Here is a 24,801-nt window from a genome sequence, read left to right on the forward strand (position 1 = left end):
GCGCCCCAGGCGAAATGTGGTAAAGTTAAGGAGGAGCGTTAAACGAACGAAGTATTTTAGAATCGTTCGGGCTATATACGGCACAACGATCGGAGGCAGGTGATGAAAATGTTGCTTATTGACGGCATCTCCGGATTTCCTATCAATGAGTTGCAAAGGGTCGATTCCCTGCAATTCAAAAAACTTAGTTACTCGTTAGTTAACGTTGCCCAAGGGAGACTTTTGTCCTTCGAGGCGCCCTGTGCATCAAACAACTTTTACAAAGCGGAGCTTGGTTGGAAGGACGAAAGAGTATTTCTTTTACTAAACGCCTCCTATCCTATTCTTGCGTTTGCTTCCTCAATTGAATATTTCAACATCAAATTTATCGATCACTCGCTTTCAAATGATGTAGAATCCTCTGGCTGTGGATTTAGGGTAGCTTCCGCAAGCGAGCTTAATGAAAACTTAGCTCTTGATGAAAGGACCCTCACCGTTCTAAACAAAAACAGCCTCAACCAATCAGAATTAAGTCAGATATTTTTTTGGAAACCGAAAACGATCGGCGACGTTGTTTTCAATTTTTGGGACTAATTCGTTCAAGGCGCGGTGCTTAGGCTAAAAAGGGGTGCTTCATGGTCATTATTCATGACTGTGGAGACATCCTTTTTTGCTGTGCAATGACACACTTTATCGAATGTTAATCATTTCAGCATCAAACTTTTATTTTTATAGAGGCGGCTTTTCATTTTCAGTGGTTAAGATGAAAGGCAAGGTTATCATCGAAGAAATTCGGGGGGAAAAGCTTATGGGAAACAAGGTGCTTCTGGAAGTACGGGGATTGACGAAAACTTTCGGTTCCAGGACCGTCGTGGATCGTCTGAATCTTCGAATGGAGGAAGGGGATATATACGGGTTCCTCGGCACGAACGGTTCTGGAAAAACAACGACGATCCGCATGATAACGGGCCTCGTCCATCCCGATGCCGGCGAGGTTAGGATTGGCGGATTTCATCTGAAATCGCAGTTTAAGGCTGCTATCTCTCTTGTAGGCGCCATCGTTGAGAATCCGGCTTTTTACACGTATCTATCCGCTTACGATAATCTCAAGCTGACGGCGAATCTATTGCCGGGGGTAACCCGAAGGCGGATCGATGAAGTGCTTGAAATCGCCGGACTCTCCGATCGGGCTAAAGACAAGGTTGGTACTTACTCGCTTGGCATGAAGCAGCGGCTTGGCATTGCGGGCGCGCTTCTAAACCGTCCGAAGCTGATCATTCTGGACGAACCTACGAACGGATTGGATCCGCAAGGAATGAAGGGAGTCAGGGAATTGATCGCGCAGCTCGCCGTGGAGCAAGGCATCTCTTTTCTGATATCAAGCCATCAGCTTCATGAAGTCGAACAAATATGCACCAAGGCAGGCGTTATCCGGAAAGGGAAGCTGATTGCGGAGGGTGAGGTTAGGCACCTGCTTGCTTCGGGAGAGGAAACCGTAGAGATCGTCACTTCGGAACCGGACAGGGCGGAGCAGCTTCTCAGATCAGCATCCGAGGTCATTTCCGTTTCGCGCTCCCATGACCACCTCACTGTCCAAACAAACGGCGATTGCTCCTTCAAGCTGAATCAACTGCTCATGACGAGCGGCGTTCACGTTCGAACCATTAGCCGCAGGCCTCGGACGCTTGAGCAATTCTTTTTCGATATAACGGAAGGAGATGGCGGACCGTGATCAGGCTGATCCAAAACGAGCTTTACAAAACATTCCGATTCAAAAAGCTTTATATATTCATGGCGATCCTCGCCGTTCATGCCTGGTTAACCGTTCATTTCTATAACGCAGGCGGGGAATGGAAGTCGGTAATTCTGATGCCTAACGGTCAGTCTCTCCCGCTGACGCTCCTGAACAGTATGGCTCAATTTATGACCGTATTTATTCCCATCTATGTTGCCGACCTGATAACAGGCGAAGTGAAAACCGGCACGTTAAAAATGTCGTTACTGCGTCCAGTCCGGCGAATCGAATGGCTCCACGCCAAAATCGTCTCCTTATTCGTATTCATGACGGTACTGCTTGTTTTCTCCATCGCAGCGGAATACGCGATCGGAACGCTTGCATTCGGCTGGGGCGAACAAACATTGTATGCCGGTTCGCTGTATACGCAGACGGAAGGCGTGTGGTTGACGCTTCGCCTGACCTTCTCCATGCTCCTTCCGTATATGGCTTGCGGAATGCTTGTGATGTTCATTGCCGTATCCGCGGCGAACGTAAGCACAACGATCGGGCTATCCATCGGCGTGTTGACCGCCGCGCAATACTTGAATGCTTTCGAGCATCTCAAACCTTATTCCATTGTGAACCAAATGTATTTTTTTCATGAATATGTTTATCGGATAAACGGGGAGGCCGCGGTTCAAAGCATCGCGGTGATTGCCGGATATATCGCCGTTTTCTATCTCGTTAGCGCAAACGTGATAAAGAGAAAAGATTTCATCCTGTAAGGGGGTTCGTTCCTTGAGCAAGCTTATCCAATGCGAGCTCTTCAAAGTGTTCAGGCAAAAAAAGCTGTATGTGTTCATGCTTGTTCTGACCGCTGCGGAAATTTCGGCTGTTTTTCAAATTTACCGGGAAGCAGCCGGTTTTACCGGCTTCGGGCCCAATGGCCAGTCGTTTCCATTGAACGTACTCCTTAACGGCACATTTTTCATCCCTATTTTGATCGCGATCCTCGCGGCCGAATCCATTGCGGAGGAATATCGGAGCGGCAACCTGAAAAAGGCGCTTCTTTGCCCGGTAAGCAGGATGGATCTGCTTCATGCCAAAATCGTGTCTATGGTCACTGTTGTGGCGGTTCTGCTTATTTTTCTCGTTCTTTCCTCTTATGTTATCGGGACTTTGGCTTTTGGGTGGGGGGAACGAACGGTTGTCGACGAAATGATTTATACATTTAGCGAAGGGATCCGGCTTGTGGCCCAAATCGTTCTGCTATCCGTGCCGCCTTATCTGGCGTTCGGCATGATCGTTATTTTTATAGCCTTGCTGACGACAAATCCGGGCGGTTCGATCGGAGCGGCTCTCGTGCTTTTAGCTGTTTCTCCGCTTGTCGAGGGAATCCCGCAGGTTAGATCTTTTTTTATCGGTTATCAAATGCAGGTCGTTCCCTTTCTTCCTCTACACGATATGGCTGCGATGGACTTGTGGGGCGGTTTGGCCGTCAGCATCGTCTATTTTGGTGTTCTATACGCGGGTAGTGTTATGATGATTAGGAAAAAAGATATTTTGATTTAAATGGGGTGAACCTGTGCCGTTTGACAAAATCTTGATCGTGGAAGATGAGAAAGAAATCGCCGAATTGTTAAAAGACTACCTGGTGGAAGAACATTTTGAGGTCATCATCGCCAGTGACGGACGAGAGGCGATACACCTATACAGAGAATACATGCCGCAATTGATGATTTTGGATATCATGCTGCCCAAGCTTGACGGAATGGAAGTATGCCGCACGATCCGATCGGAATCGTCGATACCGATCATCATGCTTAGCGCCAAGAAAAGCGATGTGGATAAAATTATCGGACTAGGGATCGGTGCGGACGATTATATCGTTAAGCCTTTTAGTCCGGGCGAGATTATCGCAAGGGTCAAGGCGCAGCTCAGGAGAGCCAATCAGCTTTCGTCTCCTGCAAGAACGTCGGAAATCATCCGATATCAAAATCTGGAGCTCGATATCAAGGCATATGAAGTGAGGGTTCAAAATCAACCTGTTCCCTTCTCGGCTAAGGAGTTCGAGGTCCTTCGTTTTTTCGCCCTTCATCCGAATCAGGTATTGACTCGCGAGCAAATTTTCCGGCATGTATGGGGGCTCGACGAACGCGGAGACTTGAATACCGTAACCGTTCATATTAAGAAAATTCGAGAAAAAATCGAAGTCGACCCCGCCAACCCGACGATGATCAAAACGGTGTGGGGAGTCGGCTACAAGCTCGACGGTGGTCCGCGATGAAGCTCGGAATTCGCTTCAAGCTGATCGCAACGCTGACCGCGATCATCATCGTTCCCGCCGTTTTGATGAGCATTTCCGGAGTCCGCGAAAAGCATACGGATCCAATCGAAGGGGCTCTTGGATTAAACTTCATGTTCCTGATCGGCATTCTGCTGATGGCGTTTGTTATATGCGCATATCTTCTAGTGCGGGTCATCACTAGACGTATTCTTCTGCCGCTTAAGGAATTGAATGCCGCCGCGGAACAGATTATGAACGGCAATTTGGATGTAGAAATTCGGAATCGATACCATGACGAGATGGGCCGTTTTTGTTCCGCTTTCGATGTCATGCGAGCCAGGTTAAAGGAATCTCTGGATCGGCAGGCTGCTTACGAACGGTCCCGCAACGAGCTGATCGCGAATATTTCCCACGATTTACGGACACCGATTACGTCCATTCGCGGATACGTCGAAGGTTTGCAGGACGGCATAGCCCGGGATGAGCAAAAGGTCGCCCGGTATCTGACGGTTATCAAAAACAAAACCGACCTGCTTGACCGCTTGATTGAAGATCTGTTTCAATTCTCGCAATTAGAGTCGGGACAGCTGGTGATGGACATTCGGGAACAAGACAGCCGCGAGTTCCTCGAAGCGATGATAGCGCCATTCGAAATGGAGCTTCATGACACTGCCATTGTATTGAATGTGGAACGCCCCTTCCCCTCCAGACCTATTCAAGTCGATCGGGATCGCATGGCGCAGGTGTTTGAAAATATTATCGAAAATGCAAAAAAATATGCCGGCAATTCTGCTGAAGTGACAATTTCAACTCGGGACGAGGCGGACTGCATTCGGATTGTGATCCGAGACAATGGGATTGGAATCTCCGAAGAGGATACTCCCTACTTGTTCGAACGCTTTTATCGAGGAGAAAAATCGCGTTCCCGTGCGTTCGGGGGAGCCGGATTGGGTCTTGCCATATGCAAACGAATCGTGGAAGAGCATGGCGGTCATATTGGGGTGCAGAGCAAACCGGGGTCAGGTGCCGAGTTTTTCTTGACATTGCCGGTTGTCAAAGTGGATTGAAGAACGGGAGAGGAGCTCACATCGTGTTCCGTTACTACTATATAGCCTTGTGCGTAATTATTGCGGACCATGCGGCAAAATGGCTTGTGTCGACTTATATGAAAATCGGACAAGAAATCCCCTTAATACCTGGAGTTCTTGGGCTTGCATCCATCCGAAACCGAGGGGCCGCTTTTGGCATTTTGCAAGGACAAATCACCTTTTTTATTATCGCGACGACCGTTGTCCTGGTCGGAATTATGCTCTATTTACCCAAAGCGCACCGTGAAAAAACGATCTCGCCTTATGGCTTGGCCCTTATTTTAGGCGGAGCGCTTGGTAATTATATTGACCGTGTTTTTAAAGGGGAAGTTGTGGACATGATTCAAGTTCATTTTTTTCACTTCCCCGTTTTTAATGTAGCTGATTCCTTCTTATGCATGGGTGTCTTTATTGTAATGATTCACTCTTTGAAAGAGTCGCGTAATAAGGATGAAGAGTTGAAGGAAGTGATTAAATAAAAGGTATTCTAGTTCAACGATTTCGGAGCCGTTTGCCACCGCGGCAGCTGCTCTTTTGCCATTAAGCTGTTGAAAAGGATTGTTTGTTGTGGGAACGGTTAGGATCCGGGAATAGAGGGAATTTGGTCGACGAGTTGAACATTTCGATTGGCAATCCATAAGAAACAACCCAAGCGGAAATGTCCTATAATGTAGTTAATGATAGATATCTCTCATGAAACAAAGGGAGAACTGAAAATGAGAAAACTTGTTCTATTTTTGCATGCATCGCTTGACGGCTTTGTAGAAGGACCGAACGGGGAAATGGACATTGGCTGGGTTTCCTACGATGCTGATTTGGAGAAACACGCGAAAGAAATTCTGAGTACTGCCGACACGGTCATTTGGGGACGCGGGACTTATCAGATGATGCACAGTTACTGGCCGTCTGTACCTTCGAACCCATCAGCTTCGCAGCATGAACGGAATCATGCCGAGTGGATCGAAAAGACAGACAAAATCGTTTTTTCCACGACGCTGGAGAAAGTCGAATGGAACAATTCCAGACTGGTGAAAGGAGATGTCGAGGAAGAGATCAAGAACCTCAAACAGCAGCAAGGCAAGGATATGGTCATCCTCGGCAGTCCCAGATTCGCACACTACCTTATGCAGCTTGATTTAATAGATGAGTATAAAATTACGGTCTCTCCCGTCCTGATCGGCAGCGGGTTGCCGTTATTCCAAGGTCTCAAGGAGAAGATCAATCTTAAACTTATCGAAAACAAGACATTTGATTCTGGAGCCATAGGCCTCGTTTACCAGACGGTTAGAGACCTTGAATACGCTAACGAAGTACGATAGCACCACGACACGACGGCAGCCGGCCACCGATCGGTTCGGATAACGAAAGGAGCGTGAACCTATGGATCGTGCACAGATTCCGGCTATTAAACCGTTCAACCCCATACGACCGGGTCCCCTCGTCAGAGTCATAATGACCATATCCGGAGCATCTGCTTTCACTATACGGAACTCCCCGTCCTTCTATATGGGTACGACAAAGAACCCGTTTCGTTTGTACATAACAAGATACCACGTACGGACTATTACCGCGGCTGCGTAAACGATCTTCAAACGATGATCGACGCGCGCACAACGAGCAAAGGCAATTGGAAAAAGGATTTCTTTTTTCTCCAAAAAAATCGGATTGTCCGGCTTGCCAATGAACAGGGAGGAACAACACTGTGTCTGAAATCCGCCTCGCCGGCAATACGCTGGCAGGGGCAGAAAAGCTGACGATACCGGAAATGTGTTCTTTTATCACAAGTCTGCCGCAGGTCATGGACGTGAATGAGTACGTCATCGCAAGCCTGATCTTAAGCCTTCTGTTAAAGAAAATCGGACTCCGGTCGCTTCATCCAACCGTCGCACAGGAAGCCGTTCAGACCGTCTCTTCATCAATCGCCTAGATACGGAACTGGGAACGAGAGCATCATGACGATAAGCTACCGGGATCATCGAAACCTGTTCCGCTTGGCGGATTCATTACAGATGAAGAACTTACACCAATAGAAAAGAGGAAAAACAATGAGCGGGTATCCCCCTGAAATTGAACAATTTCACCAAACTTTGTGCAAGTTGGCCGGAGTCGAATCTGCCATTAGCGGTGTGGATGATTTGTCATCTGTGGATGCGGAGCTGCTTGCCGCAACCGAGTATGCCCATCTGCCACATGCCGCTTTGCTGCGTACCGGGGGCGGGCTGGACAATGAGGTTCTGATTCAATTCGAGCTTGTGCTGCAGCCGTCACAGGAAGGCTGGCATGCACTTGAGTTTCTCGGCTGGTTCGTCCGCGATTGTGCAAGAGGCGGCCGCAAGATACAACTGCGGCCGTTTGCGCTGCCGCCTGTGACGCCGTATGGCGGACAGCTGGGGCATACGTTGAAGTTCCACCTCGATCTCTTCGTGGACGGCATTGAAGACTCGCTGGCTCCTGCCCTGCAGGTTGTATCCGAGATAAACCGGTCCTTAGAACTTGCCATCAGCCTGTATAAGATGAATCAAGCCCAACAATAAGATCGCACCTTTGAAGTCGCTATTCCCTAAATCGAGTTCGGATCTTATCCAGCACGATACGGAATTGCCTTGTATCCGCTAGTATGGCGCCCCGACTTTTAGGCGCATCTGCGAAGCGATCGAAAATGCGCGGCAAAGTGTCCGGATTTCGATTACTTTCATGGCACCGCATTTCCGGATGCCCCTCATAATCCGGACAGTGAAAAGGTTTCACTGTCCGGACTAGTAAACAATTGACTGTAATTGCTCTATGACGCTCTCTTCACCGGAATCCATAATTCCTCAAAGTAGTTACCATCGGGTGCAGTATAGTACATTTCCATATTCGGCCCGTTCGCATGGTCATAACCGGAGGATGGGAGCCATTCGCTATTCGCTTGTTTGAATAGTATGGGGATTTCCGTACCTATCCGGTCTGTTTTTTCACTTCTGAATACGGCCCAGGTGGCTTTCGGAATCTGCACGACTTTAAACCCTGTTGTATTATGGTCCGGCTTTTTCAATGCGCAAATCAAGTAGGGGTAGGCATTGTCGCCCAAATCGGAATAACCGCATACCGCATGTATCACAAAGCTTCCATCCTCGAGTGGAACACCACGACCATCCGGGTAACGCGCTCCTCCTGCAGCGTCAAATAATTTTTCGTAATCGCCGTTTTGACGGCACTCGTCCCAAAAAACCGGAATTTTCCCGGCTTCATCGAATCTGAAATTTCGTTCAATACCAAAAACTTCAAACGCTTCTCTTTGTTCAATCCGCCAATTCATAGCCTGAGCTCCTTTGATTTATATTTTTTTCCACTAATACAGATACCAATAAAGAAAACAATCTATCATTCATTAAGTTAACGGATACGAAAGCTCAAACACTACAGATGAAAAACTGTTGACATAAATGAAATTATTTAAGGCATACGCCGGCAAGCCAAATGGCGCCGGCCGAATCATGGATCGTTGCCGAACGTCTCGCAGCAAAGAAAGGCCCCCGGGTTCGTATGGCCGGAAGCCGTACAAACGAGGGAGCCCTCAAGTCAGTCGATAAATTTCAAAGCATGCAGCATCCGTTTCAGCAAAACCGCGCTCTGGGCGCGAGTGGCCGGCTCCTGCGGAGCGAACGTCGTCTCCGTGACGCCTTGGATCAAGCCGGCAGTCAGCAGTTGAGCCGCCGGCTGCTTGGCCCAGTCGGCTGCATCGGCATGGTCGGAGAAGCGCTCCAGTGCCGAAACGTCCGCCTGCGGAAGCTCTCCGGCGTACCGGATCGCGCGGGCCAGCATCGCCGCCAGCTGCTCGCGCGTAATCAGCGCGTCGGGCCGGAACGTTCCGTCCTCGTACCCCTCGATCCATCCCGCTTCGGAAGCGGCTCCCACCGCCCCGGCGTACCAGTCGGCTTCCGGGCGCACATCCGAATAGGCGGATTCGCCGGGCTTCTCGACCAGACCGAGCGCGCGTACGAGCATCGCCGCAAACTCCGCGCGGGAGATTGTACGATCGGGGGCAAACGCGTCCGCGCTCATCCCTTGAACGACGAGCTTGCTCGCCAGCAGCTCGATTTCCTCCCGAGCCCAGTGCCCCTTCACGTCCGCGAACGTCCGGTCGGATCGGATCGCGGTATACAAGCTGTTATGCGGGGCGTAAAAAGTCGCTACCGTCTCCCCGTTCTCCGTCTCGAACACGGAGGGGACGAAATGCAGCCGGCCGGCCGCATCGACCCAAACGACAGTGGATCGGCCGGGATCAGCGGAAGCATCGAGCGCGATCGTCCGTTCGGTGTAAATGCCGCCGAGATCCGTCATTTCTGTTCCGTCGACATACAGGGAGAAGTCGATCGGTTCGCCAAGCGTCGCGTAGCCTTGCCGATGCAGCGCGGCATTCAGCTCGCCGCCCGCAGCCTCCGTCAGCCTCGATATGGACACCGTCACGGTCGCATAGCTCGGGACTCGGTCCCAGACGCGCAGCGGCAGCTTGTAGCTTGCGCCGTTGACCCGGATGCGAATCGACGCATCCGGCCCAGCCTCGGATCCTTCCTGAAGCGCTCCGGCCGGAACGTTCACCTTCACGATCGGATCCGTATTGTCGACCGCGATGTCGACCGTCCCGCCATCGGCAAAGAGCGACTTCAGAAGCTCGGCATCCAGCACGAGGCGCAGGACGGACCTGCCGTCGCTAGCCTGTTCTTTTACCGCTTTAACCCGAACGTCCTTACCATTGATCGCAACCGTCAGCTCCGTAGTCGAATTCGGCCCGTGAGGCTGGGCCGCCGGTGCGACAGCGTTCGAATCGCCGGATGAATCCGAACCGTCCGACGGCTCTGAAGAGTGTGCCGCTGTCAATCGGATGCGGCCCGCATCGACGGTCTCGCCCGCCACGACGTTGACGGCGGCCGTGTAAGCACGGTACCCCGGTGCGGTGACGGTTAACGTATGGCTGCCTTCCGCCACATCCGTCAGCGTGAAGCTTCCTTGCCCGTCGGTCGTGCCGCCGATTCCGCCTACCGTCACCGTCGCGCCCGGCAACGGAGCGTCGCCGACGCCGTACACCGTTCCCGTCACCGTACCGACGGTTACCGGATCCGGCGGGATAAGGGTCAGCTCGATGCGGCCCGCATCGACGGTCTCGCCCGCCGCGACGTTCACGACGGCCGTGTGAGCGTGATACCCCGGAGCGGTAACGGTTAACGTACGGCTGCCTTCCGCCACATCCGTCAGCGCGAATGTTCCCAGACTGTCCGTCGCGCCGATAATTCCATCAACGGATACCGTTGCACCCGACAAAGGCGCATGACCCGCACCATATACCGTCCCGATCACCGTCCCGACGGTCGGGGGCGCCGGCAGCACCGTAACCGTTGCGGTGGCCGTATGCGATCCGTCCCCGGTCGTTGCCGTAATCGTCGCCGTTCCTGCAGCGACGGGCGTCACGTTGCCCGCTTGGTCCACGTCGGCCACGGACGAATCGCTCGTGCTCCACGTCACCGTCCGGTCGGTCGCGTCCGCAGGCACGACAATCGCCGTCAGCTTCTGCGAAGGCCGCCCCGTCGTCAGGGTCAGCTCTGCCGGATCGATGCTCACCCCGGTTGCGCGGATCCGTTGCTGAATATGGGAGGCGTCAAGTTGAACGCTGCTCCAAGCCCGGATCTTGCCCTCCGCGTCCGCCTCGTACATTTGCAAATATCGGCCGGCGGCGGCAAGCGGTATGTCCGCCCCCAGCGTATACGGAATCGCTTCTCCCGGAAGCGCCGCCCCGACCAGAGGGCGAACGCCTGCCGCATCGCCGAGCGTATAGGCGAACGTATGGTCAGGCCCGACCGGCGAAGCTACGGCCTTCGTCGATCCGAACGCGTCGCCCGGGGCGATTTCGAGCCCGGGAATATTCGGCGCCGACTCGTCGACGTACAGGGTCAGGGCTGCGTCGGCCGAATTCGAGCCCGTATCGGTGGCCGTTACCGACAAAGGAAATACGCCGGCCTGCGCAGGCACTCCCTGAAGAACCCCTTCGGCGGTCACCTGCATGCCCGCCGGAAGCCCGGATGCGCTCCAGTCCAATCCGCCCGATGCACCGTCGAATGCTTCGAGCCGCAACGAATAGGGCGCATCCTTGAGCGCTCTCGGCAGGGCATCCGTCAGAACGACGGGCTGCAAATAAGGATAGCCTTCGTTCACGCTCGGGTGAATGCCCCACGTCCCCTCGAAATCCCAGCCTTCGTAGTTCGATTCGAGCTTCATGTCGGCTGTCGCCCGGCCTTCGAGCTCCTTCGCACCGCCGTAGTCGCCGCCGATTCCCGCTGTTTGCCCGGTGGACTCCTGGTCGAAAAACGAATGGCCGATCGTGGCGCCTGCCGCGAAGGTACCTACAAATCCCCCTATCGCCAAGTGATCCGATCCGGCATGGGTAACGGCCCCGGACGCATAGCCGCCTTCGACCCTTCCGTACACGAGCTGTCCAGCCAGTCCGCCGGAAAAGATGTATGTATGGGAGAACCCGGAATTCGCATTCGTGACCGGTCCGGTTGCATAGGAGTTGCGGATGGTGCCCGCCCCCTGCGATCCGATCAGCCCCCCCGTATATTGATTGGCGCCCGGGCCGCTCTTCACGGATGCGGTCGAATGTGAACCGACGATGAGGGAATTGGTGGCCCCTCCAACCAGCCCCCCGGCGACGCTCGTACCGGAGAACCCTTGATCGCCGCTCGCAACGCTGCCCTGCGAATACGAACGGACGATGCTGCCCCCGTTCGACAGGATTCCGGCCAAGCCTCCCGCATATTGTCCGCCGTCGAGCTGAACGGAGACGCCCAAGTCACGGACGGTCCCCGCCAAATCACCGAAGAAGCCCGCGGCAATCCAAGTATCGCCTTGAATGTCGAGCCCGGATATGCGGTGCCCTCTGCCGTCAAACAAACCGGTATAGGGCCCATGCTCGTTGCCGCCGAACGGAATCCAATCGTATCCGGTCATGTCGATGTCGTTCGTCAATCGAATGTTGCGGCCGACATATTCGGCCTGGTTCTGATCGATATAAGCCAGCTGCTCCGCGGTCGAGACCAGCACCCAGCCGGACGATTCGGGCGGAACCGGGTCGGCGGCGGCCCGGGCTTTCGGTGCAAGAAGCCCGGGTTGTCCGAGCAGGATCGGGATCGCGAGCAGGATGGCCAAAAACAAGGATAGGCGTTTCATGATGGCAGTCTCCTTAACGAAAATGGTACAAATCGGTATCGGTTTATGAGCCGCTTCAAGTAGTGTAATATAAGAAAATAAGGATTCGTGTTTCATATTTGTTTCAACTTTACCGTACGGAAAGAAGCGTGCAGGATGGAATCGATATCGACACCCGGCAACAACCTCCCTTCCCGCCGGCGCGTCATCGGCTTGAACCGGGAATTGGATCGGCTGGAGCGGTGGCTGGCGGATCCCCACGCGGAGACGAAGCTGTTTTCCGTATCCGGCATCGGGGGCATCGGCAAAACGACGCTGCTCATCGAGATGGCGCAACGGTCGAGACGTTCGTCCGCGCTTACGCTATGGCTGGACGGATTGAACGAGCCGTCCGCGCCGGCCGCATTTTTGTCCGGTCTGGAAATGGGTCTGGAAAGCGAATACGGCAGATTCAGAGCGCCGCAGACCGCTCTTCTGCCTTATGTCATATCGGAGCTGTCCCGGCAGCGGACCGTGCTGCTCCTGGATAACGGCGAGCGCCTCGATTGGCTGGAGGGCTGGCTCCTGTCCAGCTTCCTGCCGCTGCTTCCTTCGGCCGGCGTGCTCCTCGTCATCGCGTCGCGCAGCGGCCTGTCCGCCAAATGGCGAGCGAATCCGTATTGGGGCGGGCGGATCGAGTCGTTCCCGCTTGGGCTGCATGCGCGGGAGGACGTGGTGGCCTACTTGCGCGAAAGCGGCTTGGAGCCCGGCGTGCAGACGGAGATCGCCCGGAAGACGGATGGCCATCCCATGCTTCTCGCCCTGACCGTCGATCTGCTGCGATCCAGGGAGGGGGAGTCCCGGCAAGGACTGAATGAAATTCCGGCCATGCTGACCGCCGAGTGGCTTCGGGAAGCGGCCTCGCCTCCGCTCCACCGCGCGCTAGCGGTGCTGTCGCTGCTGCCGGCGGCCGATCCGTCGACGTTAAACCATTTGCTGGACGAGCCGATCGATGCGTCCGCCTTCCAGGAGCTGGGGACATTATCGTTCGTCCGTGCAACGCCCTGGGGTTTGTCGCTGCACCAAGTGGTATCCCGCCTGCTGCGGGACGATTACAGCAGCCGCCACCCGGAGCAATTCCGAGCGCTGCGCCACAGGACGCTGCGGCTGCTGGCCGACCGGTTCCGCGAGGCGGATCGGCGGACGCGCATGCGCATCGCGGCCCACGTGCTCGAGCTGTATCGCGAATTTCTGCCCTCCGCCCACGCTTACGCCGACTTCTCGTCCGTTCTGCGGCCGGGAGAGACCGAGCCGTATCGACCGGAGGATCTGCCCTGCCTGCATCGGTTTCTGGCCGATTCGCTCGCTCGATCCGACTGGCACTCGGAGCTGGTCCGGGCGGAGGATTGCCACGACGTTCTGGACGAAATCGCCGGACATAGTCCGGAAGGAATCTGCATCGTGCGCGACGAGGGAGGAAGGCCGCTCGGATTTTGCGCCGGATTCCGGCTTCATGCTTCGACCGTACCGCTGCTGGAGCGATACGCGCCGTCGCTTCTCCCGATGCTCGGGGAAGAAGGGGAGCGTCTGCGCCATGTCCCCCCGGAATCGGCGGACACCTTATGCGTGCTGCTGGCCGCCGTCGACGTCGGCCAGTCCCTGTACGGCCCGGAAGAGCTGGGCGCCCTGCTCATGCAGCGGTGGCTGATCGAGATGACAAGCGGCTGGCGGGGCATCATGGTGTCGGCCGACCCGAAGCTGAACGGCCTTTTCTCGATGCTGGGCTTTGAGGAAAAGGACAAGATTCGCCCCGCCGGTGCGGCGGAGGTCGAATTGACCCGGTGGGAGTTGGATTTCCGACAAAGTATGTTCGACCGTTGGGTTCAAGCGTTCATCCGGCAGACGGGGCCGGATTGGATGAACGAACGGAACGACCGAGAGCGGGATTTCCGGTCTGGGAACGGGGCGGAAGCGAAGGTCGAGACGGACGAGGCGAGACAAATTCTTCGGCATCTGTTCGACGTTGATGCGTTGGAGCGGTTGCCCGTCGTCCGGCGGCTGCGCATACCAGGGGCTGGCTTGCAAGCGCACGTGCAGGCGATCCTGACCGCCGAGCCTCCGCCGTTTCCGTTGACCGGGCTCGAGCAGCGGATATTGCGGGACAGCTTTCTGCACAAGGAGCTGAACAAGAACGAGCTGGCGGAGGCGTTCCATATGAGCCGCACGACATTTTACCGGCATTCGCGGCAGGCGGTGAGCCATTTGGCTCATGTGCTTGCACTATCGTTGACGGAACGGAGCAACGAGGCCGGTTAAGGCAAGCGGCAATCGTGGGAGGCATGTGCAAAATACCGAAAGGCCCCGCTGCTGAAGCTGCTGCGAAACCGAGTTTGCCGATGCGTTGATTAGCAAGCGGGGGGAGGCCGAACGGCCGGACCGGTTACAGCCCAAGTCCCAGCTTGCGGCCTTTCCATCCGATCACGATATTCCGGGCATCGTCGGCGGCTAACGGGAGCTGTATTGGCTGCAGCATTTACACGTGCCTGAGTTCTTGAGAACTGAGGGTAACATAGAATTAATCGGAGGTATAGTGTTATAGACCTTATATGGACATCCGTTTCAGAGGAACGGAAGGGTCCATTTTTTTTGAACGATGAAAGAGGCTTGAAGGATTTTCCACTGTTGTAACGAAAATCGTTTCAGGAGGTGTTGGTTATGGATGTTACGATGGACCTGGAATTCACCCCCAGATCGCCGCGCCCCGGCGTACCATATTCGGAAGCAAGCTTTGTACGTTCGTCATCCCGCTTCACTTTTCGATGTGAAGAGATTGGAATTGCTCTCGTCGATCTGTGGAATTTTGGATGGGAGGACGGTCCTGTCGTTGATTCCTTGGGCTGGGAGTTAAGTACGGAAAGAGGTATCTCCCATGCACTAAGAAAGAAAGAGATCATTCAGAATAAAATAACGCCAGTAGTACGTTCACTGCGGCAACAGGGCATTCAGATTTTCCATTGCAATCATCCTATGTTTTTGAACCAATATCCCCAGTGGTACGTATCGACAACCGAGGAAGAACGGGCTCGATTGAACGCACTTCAGGATTCCCGCGTGGCCGGCATGGAAGAAAACTCAGCTTCTTTTCCCGAATTCGAATGGAGGGAAGACTGGAAGGCCAAACATAGAGACGATGTTTTCAATGTCCGGTGGATGAATGAGCAAGGACGTGTATACGATCAAATCAAGATACCGATTGAAGTCGAGCCACAAGATGGAGATCTGCTCATTTACTCCAAAGAACAATTCGAACGCCTTTTGCGGAGTAGAGGTATTAGAGTCCTTTTTTATATGGGATTCGAGACAGACGAATGTGTCATTAACAGCTCTTACGGCATTCGAAATATGCATTCACACGGCTACATGACTAATATCGTTCGGGATTGCACAACAACCTATGAATCGGCTGAAACAGTAAAAGGGTTGTGGCGTACTAAAGTAGCCATCGAACAGATTGAGAAATTATGGGGGTATTCGATTTTATCAGACGATTTGAGGCAATCGTTCGAGCAATTATAATGCCTTGCTCCAAATTCGACGGTACATCTGACGGAGGGATGACAGGGACAACAGCTTCACGGCAATTGGGTTAGGGTGAAAACAACGGCGGGCCAGGGAACGGACTACGCGCGGCCGCTGCTGCCTTATTTCTTTGAAAAAATGGTCCGTATTGTGACAATGTAGCTAAAGGAAGAATCTCTCCAATGGAGGAGTCCTAAATGTCCTTTGTTCGCATGGAAAGAGATCAGTATCATGTTGTTAAGGGGTTATTCTCTGGAATGGAATCGGTGTTTACGCCCCATCCGCTCTCCATTTTAGAAGAAACGATTGATGGAATCGTCTTTGTAGACAACCAAGATCATCCTCGGTGTGCCGCTGTAATGTCCAGCGATTTCATCGGGGGGCGTTTGATTGGCCACGCTGTCGATAAGGAATTTATCGAAGGATTCGTTGCTACGATGAAAGAACATTTTTTTTCAAATGTTTCTTCCGGTAGCTTTAGATTATTCTGGTCAACGGCCTCCGAAACATGGGATCAAATCATTTTTCGCATATTCGGTTATAAGGTATTTCGTATCGGCAGGACACAATTTAAATTTGACAGACACGTCTTCGAAGCTCTAGGACCAATCGAAACCAACAAAGACATGTTTCGAATAAATGCAGCAACGCTTCAGTCGCATGAATGGTTGCGCAGGGAGATAGAAGGTCTTTGGGGAAGTGCAGAAAATTATTTGCAGCATGATGTTGGATGGATCGCTTTGTCATCAGATGGCAGTGTGATGGGACTGTGTAATGCCGCATTTCTTGGGGGTGGGTTGGCGGAGCTCTCCATCCAAGTGAATAAATCTGCGCGTGGTCGGGGGCTTGGTTTTCAGCTTGCGAGGAATTTCATTCGGGATTGTTTGAGTCGAGGTGTACTACCGAATTGGACTTGCGATACTCAGAACGTGCCCTCCTTTCGAATGGCACAAAAACTAGGATTTATAGAGGATAGAAAATACAATTTGTTTTGTTCAGTCTATACCCCAATGTTTCATGAACCGAGCAGACATGGGAAATGAATTATTTTCAACTAACGGATATATTAGTTCGCTGGCTCCGAAAAAGCGTACATCCCTAGAGCGGAGGTCGCCGCTATCGCATATCGACTCCCTCGGTCGTCCGACTTGAAATAAACGATAAAACGATACGATGGGTTATCCCCGAACGGTCCAAATCCGAGGGGTGTAACCCATTTTTCATGTTTGGGCAACTTCCGTCGACTAACCGTTTTGTTGACCGTCTGCACTTCTTTGCATATAATTAGGTTACTAATTTATTTGGTTACCTAATTATTTTTTTGAGCTATGTATGGAAAAACGAAAGGAGTCGATTTGGTATGCGTGCGCGCGGGTTGACCTATGACACGGGATTTCTAAGCGAAGGAACGAGTACTCACCCCGATTTTGATGCGGAGAGAGTGCGCAGGGAGATGGAAATAATACGGAGCGACCTGCATTGCACGGCCGTACGAGTGACGGGCGGCGAGCCCGAACGTCTGGAGGCCGCCGCTCAAGCGGCGGCGGCAGCGGGCCTGGAGGTATGGTTCTCGCCGTTCACGAACGATCTTGGCCAAGACGAGCTGCTTGCCCTGCTAGCGGATTGCGCCGACCGCGCCGAACGTCTCCGAGCTGCGGGGGCGGAGGTAGTCATGGTAACGGGGGCCGAGCTCATGCTCTTTACCCGCGGCTTCCTGCCCGGCGAAACGCTGGAGGAGCGCCTCGCGATTTTGTCCGATCCGGCGGTTTTCCGTGCCGCCCTTGCGGGACTATCCACGCCTCTCAACGACTTCCTGCAGCGCGCCGTAGACATAGTGCGAGCCCGGTTCGGGGGGCGCGTCACATACGCGGCTCTGCCTACCGAGCCCGTCAACTGGCAGCCTTTCGATTTCATCGCTCTAGATGCCTACAAATCCGCCGACATCGCCCATCTCTATGCGGATGCCATCAAGAAGCTGGCCCGCTCGGATAAGCCTCTGGCGATATCCGAGTTCGGATGTACGACCTTCAAGGGGGCGGGCGGACTGGGTGCACGGGGAACCGTCGTCGAGTGGGAGGGGGCGCGTGCCGTTCGACTGACGGGCCGCTACGAGCGCGATGAGTCCGAACAGAGCCGATACTTCAACGAAAGCGTCGACCTATTCGAGGAAGCCGGAGTCGACACGGCATTTTGGTGCACGTTTGCCAGCTACAATCTGCCTTACGACGAAGACCCCGATCGCGACTTCGATCGATCGTCTTACGGGATCGTGCGGGTACTGAAAGAGGGCCGCGGCACGACTTACCCCGACATGCCTTGGGAGCCCAAGGAGGTATTTCGCACCATCGCGGCGCGATATGCCGCCTTGGAGTCTTAGATCGAACGGATGAACACAGCAAGGAAAAGTTCGATGCATTCGTATTCGAGGAGTGAGCGGATTGGCGGATAAGCTGAACAAAATCGCGGAACGGCTGATGGAATCGTACTTCCAGTCGCAGGTCAGCGGAAATGCGATGCAGAATCGTTCGATATTCAACAAAAAGCCGGGCGAGATCATGGTTCTCCACTTCATCAGCACGAACGAAAAGGACGACAGTCCGGGGCTGATGGTTTCGGAAATAAGCGAAAAGCTGAATGTTACTTCGCCGACGGTAACGCAGCATATCAATAGTCTGGAAGCTCAGGAGCTCGTCCAACGTCATGCCGATCCCGCCGATCGGCGAATTGTCCGAATCCGTCTTTCGGATAAAGGCAAAGCGTATATCCGGCTTATCCATGAGGCGCGTCTTGCCATGTTCGTCGGTCTCGTGCAACATTTGGGTGAGGAAGAAAGCCTGCGTTTCGCCGAAACGATGAAGAAAGCTTCGGACTATATGCTCCAGCAACGGGAAAAGTATATCCGGAGCTTAAGCGACTAACTTGGTTTTCGGATACCGGTTCCCGCCCGAATCCCGCAAACATCGTTTTAACCGTTTTTTCATCCGAAGACCGATTGACACCGGAAACGGGGGCGTGGTACGTTACCATTATCCGTAAAAAACTGCCGAAGGGAGTGACCGTTATGTCGATGATTGAAGTGCGCCATCGCGCAAGCCGCCGGGGTACGTTTCCGAGCATCATCGAATATGGCGCGACTTCCTTGGGGGACGGGGATTCGACACGGGACCGGTAACGCGGTTTTCGGCGTCCGAAACGGCATCCAGGCGCAGTCACGCCAACCGCGTGGCGCGTGCTTTCTTGAACGAGAAGCAGACACACCGCCCGCGGGCGGTGTGTTTTTTTGTACATAGAGAGGAGAGAGAGAGCCATGCTTACGGTGCTGCAAAAGCTCGGATGGTTTTTCAGGCTGGAGCGGAAACGGTACGCCATCGCCGTCGTGCTGCTGATCGTGTCGGGGGTTCTGGAAATCGTCCCCCCGATGATCGTCGGCAAATCGATCGACGCCATCCAGCTGGACGGCTTGACCTGGGAGAAGCTGACGACGACGCTGCTGCTTCTCGTCGGCATCACGGCCGTCGCGTACGCGATCAACTACTTGTGGCAGTACAAACTGTTCGGGGGCGCCTTCGTGGTCGAGAAGATGATGCGCTCGCGGCTCATGCGGCATTTTCTGAAAATGACGCCGACGTTTTACGAACGGAACCGGACCGGCGACTTGATGGCGCTCGCCACGAACGACCTGCAGGCGGTGTCGCAGACGGCGGGATTCGGCATCTTGACGCTTCTCGATTCGACGCTGTGGATGGCGACGCTGCTCGTGACGATGACCGTGTTCGTGTCGTGGAAGCTGACGCTGGCCGCCATCCTGCCGCTGCCGATCATGGCGATCATGGTCAGCCTGTACGGCAAATGGATCCACAGCCGGTTCATGGACGCGCAGGACGCGTTCGGCCGGATGAACGACGGCGTGCTCGAGACGATATCCGGCATTCGCGTCATCCGCGCCTATGTGCAGGAGCGGGCCGCGGAGAAGCGGTTCGCCGACGTGACGAAAGACGTGCTGAACAAAAACTTGGCCGTCGTCCGCATCGACGCCCTGTTCGAGCCGACAATGAAAATCGTCACCGGCGCCAGCTACCTAATCGGCATCGGCTACGGTGCCTACCTCGTCTACCAAAGCGAGCTGACGATCGGCGGCCTCGTCTCGTTCAACGTCTACTTGGGGATGCTCATCTGGCCGATGTTCGCGATCGGCGAGCTGATCAACATTATGCAGCGCGGCAACGCCTCGCTCGACCGGGTCGGCGCGACGCTCGGCTACAAGCCGGACGTCGCCGAGCCCGAGTCGCCGGTCGACGTCGAGTCTCCCGGCCGGATCGAGTTCCGGAACGTGACGTTCCGGTATCCGTCCTCGCCGGTCGACAACTTGCGCGACGTCACGATTGTGCTCGAGCCCGGCATGACGCTCGGCATCGCGGGCCGGACCGGCAGCGGCAAGACGACGCTGATCAAGCAGTTGCTGCGGGAATATCCTCCGGGGAAAGGGACGGTAGCCGTCTCCGGCGTGCCGATCGAGCGCATCGCGCCGGACCGGCTCAAGTCGTGGTACGGCTACGTGCCGCAGCAGCATTTCCTGTTCTCGCGGACGGTGCGCGCGAACATCGCGTTCGGCAGCCGGGACGGGGCCGTCCCCGACGAGCTGCTCGATCGGGCGATCGCCGCTTCGGCGCTGCGCAAAGACATGACGTTTTTGCCGGAGGGGCTCGAGACGATGGTCGGCGAGAAAGGGGTATCGCTGTCCGGCGGCCAAAAGCAGCGCGTCTCGATCGCGCGGGCGCTCGTCGCCGATCCGCCGATCCTGATGCTCGACGACGCGATGTCCGCCGTCGATGCGCGGACGGAGGCGGAAATCGTCGCCAATATCCGTTCCGCGCGTGCCGGGAAGACGACGCTCATCGCCACGCACCGGCTGTCGGCGATTCAGCATGCCGATTGGATCGTCGTGCTGGACGAAGGGCGCATCGCGGAGCAGGGGACGCACGAGCAGCTGATGAAGCTGGGCGGCTGGTACAAGGAGCAGTACGACGTGCAGCAGCTGGAAACGAAACGAGAAAGCGAAAGCGGGTGACGGCATGAGTCAGGAAACGGAACATTACGATCTCGAGATGGACCGGTCGGCGGGCAGCAAAGGCCAGACGATCGCGAGGCTGCTTCGGTACGCGCTCGGCTTCAAGGCGCAGCTGCTTCTCGCGCTGCTCATGCTGGCCGTCGCCGTCGGCTCGGAGCTCGCCGGGCCGTTCGTGGCGAAGCGGATGATCGACGAGCACGTGTCCGGCATCGAGCGGCCGTGGTACCGGACGGAAGCGGGCGGGCCGGGCGTCGTCGAATTCGACGGGGTGCGCTACAAGCGGGGGGACCGGTTCGCGGAAGGCGAGCCGAAGGGCGCCGAAGTGCGCGTCCTGCAGGTCGGCTCCGGCTTTTACTTCGTGCCGGGACCGATCGCGTTCGACGGCTCCCGCCGCGTGACGGAGCAGGGCGAGCTCGTCGTCGAGGCGGGAACGGACAGCCGGTCGTATACCGCGCGCAAGCTGTCGGCCGCGGACGTCTTCGCCTTCTTCCGACCGGAGGTGGGCGGCCTCGTCCGGCTATGCTGGTTGTACTTCGGCTTGCTCGTCGTCTCGGCGATGTTCTCGTACGGGCAGCGCTATTACTTGCAGTCGTCGGCGAACCGGATCGTGCGCAACATGCGGACGGACGTGTTCGGCCAGCTGAACCGGATGCCGGTGCGCTACTTCGACGATTTGCCGGCCGGCAAAGTCGTCTCGCGGGTGACGAACGACACGGAGACGATCCGCGAGCTGTACGTGACGGTGCTGGCCAACTTTTTTACCGGCGCGATTTATATGGCGGGCATTTATACGGCGCTGTTCATTCTCGACCCGCAGCTGGCCGGCATTTGCCTGTTCGTCTTGCCGGCGATGGCGGTCTGGGTTTACGTGTACGGACGGAAGGCGAAGCGGTACAACCGGACGATCCGCGCGGCCGTCGGCGAAATTAACGGGATGGTCAACGAGTCGATCCAAGGAATGCCGGTCATTCAGGCGTTTCGGGGAGAGCGGAAAATCGAGGCGGAATTCGAAACGGTCAATTCGAAGCTGTTCAACTACCGCAACAAGCTGCTCAGCCTGAACTCGCTGACCGGCCACAACCTCGTCGGCGTCATCCGCAACGTCGCCTTCGTCGCGCTGATCTGGTACTTCGGCGGCGCGTCGCTGAGCGATACGGGAGCGTTCGTCACGCTCGGCGTCCTGTACGCGTTCGTCGATTATTTGAACCGGCTGTTCAACCCGATCGTCAACATCGTCAACCAGCTGCCGAACCTGGAAACGGCGCTCGTCTCCGCGGAGCGGGTGTTCGTGCTGCTCGACGAGAGCGGGGAAGACGTATCGGACCGCCGAATGAAACGGTTCGAGGGCAACGTCAAGTTCGACGACGTCTGGTTCGCCTACAAGGAAGGCGAACACGTGCTGAAAGGCATCAGCTTCGAGGCGAAGCGGGGGCAGACGGTAGCGCTCGTCGGCCATACCGGCTCGGGCAAAAGCTCGATTCTGAACCTGCTGTTCCGGTTTTACGACGCGGAGCGAGGCACGATTACGATCGACGGAGCGGACATTCGCGGCATGCCGAGACAGACGCTGCGCGATCATATGGGCATCGTGCTGCAGGATCCGTTCCTGTTCACCGGGACGATCGCTTCCAACGTATCGCTGGACGATCCCGCCATTACGCGCGAGCGGATCGAGAAGGCGCTCGCCGACGTCGGAGCCGACCGGCTGCTGAAGCATTTGGAGAAAGGGATCGACGAGCCGGTCATCGAGAAGGGGAGCACGCTGTCCGCGGGGCAGCGGCAGCTGATCTCGTTCGCCCGGGCGCTCGCCTTCGACCCGGCGATTCTCATCCTCGACGAGGCGACGTCGAACATCGACACGGAGACGGAGGCGCTCATCCAGAACGCGCTCGAGGTCGTGAAGAAGGGACGCACGACGTTCGTCATCGCGCACCGGCTGTCGACGATCAAGAGCGCCGACCTGATCCTCGTTCTCGACCGGGGCGAAATCGTCGAACGGGGGAATCACGACGAGCTGATGCGGCGCGGGGGGAAATATTATCAGATGTATCAAATCCAGCAGGGAGAGCTGACGCCTACCGCGGCCGGTTGACGAAACCGGTGGCGGGGAGACGGGCTCTCCCTCTTTTTTTGCAGACCGGCGGTAGAGAGACTGGCGGCTGTATAGGCGGAGGGACGATTTGGGAAACTATCCATGCAGGCTGCGGTCGCGCCCGATCGTACCGCGCGGATAACCGGACTGTGGGCGGACCATGACGCGTCCCGGCTACGGGAGGCGCTTGTGCGGTGGCGACGCGCGGCGCGACGCGCAGACGATACGTACCGAGGAGGAATAACGCCATGCCTTTGATTCCTTACGAGTCGTTCCGCAATTTGGACGGCTTTAAGCGGGATTTGGACCGGCTGTTCAACGATTTTCCCGCGTTCGTCCGAGGGGAGCAGCAATTCGGTGCGCACCGGATCGACGTCTACGAGACCGATACGGAGGTCGTCGCCACGTGCGACCTGCCCGGTCTCGAGAAGAAGGAGGACGTCGACATCGACGTGCGGGGCAACGTCCTGACCGTGTCCGGGACGCTTACGCGGACGCATGAGGTGCAGGAGGAGCGGATGCACCGCCAGGAGCGGTTTTACGGCCGGTTTCAACGGTCTGTGGAGCTGCCGGCCGCGGTCGACGACGACAACGTGAAGGCGTCGTACCGGAACGGCGTGCTCGAAATTCGGATGGCGAAGCTGCAGCCGCCTCCGCGCAAAAAAATCGATATCGATTTTCACTGAGCGGCGTACGCGAAAACGAGGGTGTCCCGAAAGCCATGAGCATGGCCGAGGGCACCCTCGCTTCGTTTCTGGCAACGTAAAAACAAGCGATTTGCGGCAAGACAGCGGCAACGTTATAATTTTTTTACGACATCTCTTAGGAGCGGTCGTGCCGAACAACCGTTCCATGATCGAAATTGGATTGAGCGGCAATCCCGTCTCACGATACGATGGTTAAGGGGAGACCTATAGGATGCGAAAGGAACTCCATCTTGTAAAAGCGGCGATCGCGGATCAGTTTCCGGATCTGCGCATTCAAACATTGGAATCGCTAGGCGAAGGTTTCAGGAATGAGGCGGCTCTCGTCAACGGAGAATGGGTTTTTCGTTTTCCCAAAAGTCAGCAAGGTGCCGATGAACTGCTCAAAGAAATACGGCTGCTGCCGCTGCTGGCCGACCGGCTGCAAGTCGGCATCCCCCAATTTCAATATGTCGGACGGCAAAGCGACGGTCGCCCATTTGTCGGCTATCGGAAAGTTCCGGGCGAAATAGTGGGGGAAGACGGGATGTCCTCGCTCACCGATAAAGGAAAGGACGGACTCGCCCGTCGACTGGCGGACTTCATGGACGCCTTGAGCGCATTTCCTGTCGAGACGGCCATTCAGGCCGGAGTACCGGTTCGAAACCTGCAGGACGAGATCGTACGGCTGATGGAATCCGCGAAGAAAGAGGTATTCCCGCTGCTTCAAGAGCCCCTACAAACCTATCTCTCCCTTCGTTTTCAAACGTATTTGCAAAACCCGGAATACGGTTCGTATACACCGGCATTGATCCATGGCGACTTGTCGCCCGATCACTACTTGATGGATCCCGCAATGACCGAATTAACGGGCGTGATCGATTTCGGCGATGCGGCGATAGGTGATCCCGATTGCGATTACGTGTACCTCTTGGAGGATTGCGGCGAGACGTTTACCCGCCAAGTGATGGCTTATAGAGGACAGGTCGATCCGGATGCACGCATCGAAAAAGTTTCATTCTTGGTTACGTTCGACCAAGTCGGCTACCTGTTGGAAGGAATACGGTCCGGGGAGAAGGGATGGGTTTCCGAAGGATTAGACATACTCGAAGAGGATGCGCGGATGAATCGCGCATAAGGACGA

At 55.4% G+C, this 24,801-nt stretch carries 21 protein-coding genes; 19 read left to right on the forward strand and 2 right to left on the reverse strand.

All coding sequences use genetic code 11. The annotated features are described in order from the left end of the window. Window positions 1-102 precede the first annotated feature (102 nt). The 10 genes from DLM86_RS16550 to DLM86_RS16595 all read left to right on the forward strand — a co-directional run bounded on the left by DLM86_RS16550 (window position 103) and on the right by DLM86_RS16595 (window position 7,605). On the forward strand, window positions 103-573 hold the full coding sequence (locus DLM86_RS16550) for a hypothetical protein (protein WP_110841162.1): 471 nt from the start codon (window positions 103-105) through the stop codon (window positions 571-573). Window positions 574-649: 76 nt separating this feature from the next. Continuing rightward, on the forward strand, window positions 650-1,711 hold the full coding sequence (locus DLM86_RS32725) for an ABC transporter ATP-binding protein (RefSeq protein ID WP_245954660.1): 1,062 nt from the start codon (window positions 650-652) through the stop codon (window positions 1,709-1,711). Continuing rightward, window positions 1,708-2,481, forward strand: coding sequence for an ABC transporter permease (locus tag DLM86_RS16560; protein ID WP_158289506.1), 774 nt, complete (start codon window positions 1,708-1,710; stop codon window positions 2,479-2,481). Before DLM86_RS32725 ends, DLM86_RS16560 begins: the two co-directional genes overlap by 4 nt. Before the next feature lie 13 nt (window positions 2,482-2,494). Further along, complete coding sequence (locus tag DLM86_RS16565; RefSeq protein ID WP_158289507.1) at window positions 2,495-3,268, forward strand: ABC transporter permease; 774 nt, start codon at window positions 2,495-2,497, stop codon at window positions 3,266-3,268. A gap of 13 nt (window positions 3,269-3,281) precedes the next feature. Further along, window positions 3,282-3,983 carry a response regulator transcription factor gene (locus DLM86_RS16570; RefSeq protein ID WP_110841165.1) on the forward strand — a complete coding sequence of 234 codons (702 nt, stop codon included), beginning with the start codon at window positions 3,282-3,284 and terminating at the stop codon, window positions 3,981-3,983. Next, window positions 3,980-5,050, forward strand: a complete 1,071-nt coding sequence (locus DLM86_RS16575) for a sensor histidine kinase (protein ID WP_110841166.1) — start codon at window positions 3,980-3,982, stop codon at window positions 5,048-5,050. Before DLM86_RS16570 ends, DLM86_RS16575 begins: the two co-directional genes overlap by 4 nt. 23 nt (window positions 5,051-5,073) lie before the next feature. Then, entirely contained in the window at window positions 5,074-5,550 is a 477-nt protein-coding gene (lspA, locus tag DLM86_RS16580; RefSeq protein ID WP_245954662.1) for a signal peptidase II, read from the forward strand. Window positions 5,551-5,787: 237 nt separating this feature from the next. Beyond that, window positions 5,788-6,390 (forward strand): dihydrofolate reductase family protein, encoded by a 603-nt coding sequence (locus DLM86_RS16585; protein ID WP_110841167.1) that lies wholly within the window; start codon window positions 5,788-5,790, stop codon window positions 6,388-6,390. Between the two features lie 383 nt (window positions 6,391-6,773). Further along, window positions 6,774-6,998, forward strand: coding sequence for a hypothetical protein (locus DLM86_RS16590; protein WP_110841168.1), 225 nt, complete (start codon window positions 6,774-6,776; stop codon window positions 6,996-6,998). Window positions 6,999-7,116: 118 nt separating this feature from the next. Next, window positions 7,117-7,605, forward strand: coding sequence for a hypothetical protein (locus DLM86_RS16595; protein ID WP_110841169.1), 489 nt, complete (start codon window positions 7,117-7,119; stop codon window positions 7,603-7,605). Between the two features lie 248 nt (window positions 7,606-7,853). Here DLM86_RS16595 and DLM86_RS16600 read toward each other — a convergent pair whose 3' ends face one another. Together DLM86_RS16600 and DLM86_RS16605 are read right to left on the reverse strand one after the other, a co-directional pair. Beyond that, window positions 7,854-8,372 (reverse strand): GyrI-like domain-containing protein, encoded by a 519-nt coding sequence (locus DLM86_RS16600; protein WP_110841170.1) that lies wholly within the window; start codon window positions 8,370-8,372, stop codon window positions 7,854-7,856. 263 nt (window positions 8,373-8,635) lie between these two features. Next, window positions 8,636-12,277 (reverse strand): S-layer homology domain-containing protein, encoded by a 3,642-nt coding sequence (locus DLM86_RS16605; protein ID WP_158289508.1) that lies wholly within the window; start codon window positions 12,275-12,277, stop codon window positions 8,636-8,638. Window positions 12,278-12,412: 135 nt separating this feature from the next. Between DLM86_RS16605 and DLM86_RS16610 the strand changes: the two genes are divergently transcribed. The 9 genes from DLM86_RS16610 (at window position 12,413) to DLM86_RS16650 (ending at window position 24,795) form a co-directional block, all read left to right on the forward strand. Then, a complete protein-coding gene (locus DLM86_RS16610; RefSeq protein ID WP_110841172.1) occupies window positions 12,413-14,551 on the forward strand; it encodes a bacterio-opsin activator in 2,139 nt (712 codons plus the stop codon). Between the two features lie 399 nt (window positions 14,552-14,950). Continuing rightward, window positions 14,951-15,811 (forward strand): isochorismatase family protein, encoded by an 861-nt coding sequence (locus DLM86_RS16615; protein ID WP_110841173.1) that lies wholly within the window; start codon window positions 14,951-14,953, stop codon window positions 15,809-15,811. A gap of 200 nt (window positions 15,812-16,011) precedes the next feature. After that, on the forward strand, window positions 16,012-16,857 hold the full coding sequence (locus DLM86_RS16620; protein WP_110841174.1) for a GNAT family N-acetyltransferase: 846 nt from the start codon (window positions 16,012-16,014) through the stop codon (window positions 16,855-16,857). 317 nt (window positions 16,858-17,174) lie between these two features. After that, window positions 17,175-18,191: a glycoside hydrolase family 113 protein gene (locus tag DLM86_RS16625; RefSeq protein WP_110841175.1), complete on the forward strand. Its 1,017-nt coding sequence runs from the start codon at window positions 17,175-17,177 to the stop codon at window positions 18,189-18,191. A 61-nt stretch (window positions 18,192-18,252) separates the two neighbouring features. Continuing rightward, on the forward strand, window positions 18,253-18,732 hold the full coding sequence (locus tag DLM86_RS16630; protein ID WP_110841176.1) for a MarR family winged helix-turn-helix transcriptional regulator: 480 nt from the start codon (window positions 18,253-18,255) through the stop codon (window positions 18,730-18,732). Between the two features lie 389 nt (window positions 18,733-19,121). Then, window positions 19,122-20,882, forward strand: coding sequence for an ABC transporter ATP-binding protein (locus DLM86_RS16635; RefSeq protein ID WP_110841177.1), 1,761 nt, complete (start codon window positions 19,122-19,124; stop codon window positions 20,880-20,882). Between the two features lie 37 nt (window positions 20,883-20,919). After that, the gene (locus tag DLM86_RS16640) at window positions 20,920-22,974 is read left to right on the forward strand and encodes an ABC transporter ATP-binding protein (RefSeq protein WP_110841368.1); all 2,055 of its coding nucleotides are present in this window, start codon (window positions 20,920-20,922) and stop codon (window positions 22,972-22,974) included. Between the two features lie 248 nt (window positions 22,975-23,222). Then, window positions 23,223-23,660 (forward strand): Hsp20/alpha crystallin family protein, encoded by a 438-nt coding sequence (locus DLM86_RS16645; RefSeq protein ID WP_110841178.1) that lies wholly within the window; start codon window positions 23,223-23,225, stop codon window positions 23,658-23,660. A gap of 232 nt (window positions 23,661-23,892) precedes the next feature. After that, the gene (locus DLM86_RS16650; protein ID WP_110841179.1) at window positions 23,893-24,795 is read left to right on the forward strand and encodes a phosphotransferase family protein; all 903 of its coding nucleotides are present in this window, start codon (window positions 23,893-23,895) and stop codon (window positions 24,793-24,795) included. Window positions 24,796-24,801 lie beyond the last annotated feature (6 nt).

The organism is Paenibacillus flagellatus, assembly GCF_003217775.1.
Taxonomy (GTDB): domain Bacteria; phylum Bacillota; class Bacilli; order Paenibacillales; family NBRC-103111; genus Paenibacillus_AB; species Paenibacillus_AB flagellatus.